We start from the raw sequence: 920 nt of genomic DNA, 5'->3' as shown, positions 1-920 counted from the left end.
CTAGCGCGTGTCTCTTTGATGGGTTGATCAGTTGATCGGATGTGTGTGTCCGATTAGTGATCACTGATGCCATGTGGGACCGGATCGAGCCGCTGATGCCGACCGATCCGGTCCGCGGCCGGCGATGGGCCGACCACCGGCGCACCCTTGAGGCCATCGCGTGGAAGTACCGCACCAACTCGCCCTGGCGGGACCTGCCCGACGAGCTCGGCCCGTTCCAGACCGCCCACAAACGCCTGATCAGATGGGCCGTCGACGGCACCTGGGAGAGGATCCTTGCCGCCGTCCTGTCGGCGGCGGATGCTGACGACGACATCGACTGGACGGTGTCCGTGGACTCCACCGTCGTGCGGGCTCACCAGCATGCCGCCGGAGCACGCAAAAAGGGGCGGCCCGTCCCGGCGAGCCCGCCGATCACGCTCTCGGACGCTCCCGCGGCGGACTGACCACCAAGGTCCACCTGGCCGCGGACGGCGGTGCACGGCCGCTGGCCTTCACCGTCACCGCAGGCCAGGCCGGTGACGCACCCGCTTTCGAAACGGTGATGTCCCGCATCCGCGTGCCCCGCAGCGGCCCGGGCCGGCCGCGAACGAGGCCCTTCGCCGTGCTGGCCGACCGTGCCTACTCGTCCCGCGCCATCCGCTGCCACCTGCGGCGGCGCGGAATCCGAGCGGTCATTCCACAGCCGTCCGACCAGATCGGCCACCGCCTGCGGCGGGGCAGCCGAGGCGGCCGCCCTCCAGGCTTCGACCGTGAGGCCTACAAACAGCGGAACACCGTCGAACGGTGCATCAACCGCCTCAAGCAGTGGCGCGGCCTGGCCACACGGGCAGACAAACTCGCCATCGCCTACCAGGCCGCACTCCACCTCGCAAGCATCCTCATCTGGACCCGACGCTGACCAAAGAGACAGAACCTAG

1 protein-coding gene is annotated in these 920 nt (G+C 69.0%); it reads left to right on the top strand.

Annotation, left to right across the window (positions count from 1 at the left end):
• The first annotated feature begins 71 nt into the window (after positions 1-71).
• A protein-coding gene (locus A4V12_RS34105) for an IS5 family transposase (RefSeq protein WP_234372025.1) occupies positions 72-901 on the top strand; the annotation gives its coding sequence in 2 pieces (ribosomal slippage) (positions 72-407 and positions 410-901; 828 coding nt in all).
• Positions 902-920 lie beyond the last annotated feature (19 nt).

Origin of the sequence: Streptomyces noursei (genome assembly GCF_001646665.1) — a bacterium.
GTDB lineage: Bacteria > Actinomycetota > Actinomycetes > Streptomycetales > Streptomycetaceae > Streptomyces > Streptomyces lavendulocolor.
The sequence above is the reverse complement of the archived record's forward strand: the minus strand, read 5'-3'. Positions and strand labels throughout refer to the sequence as shown.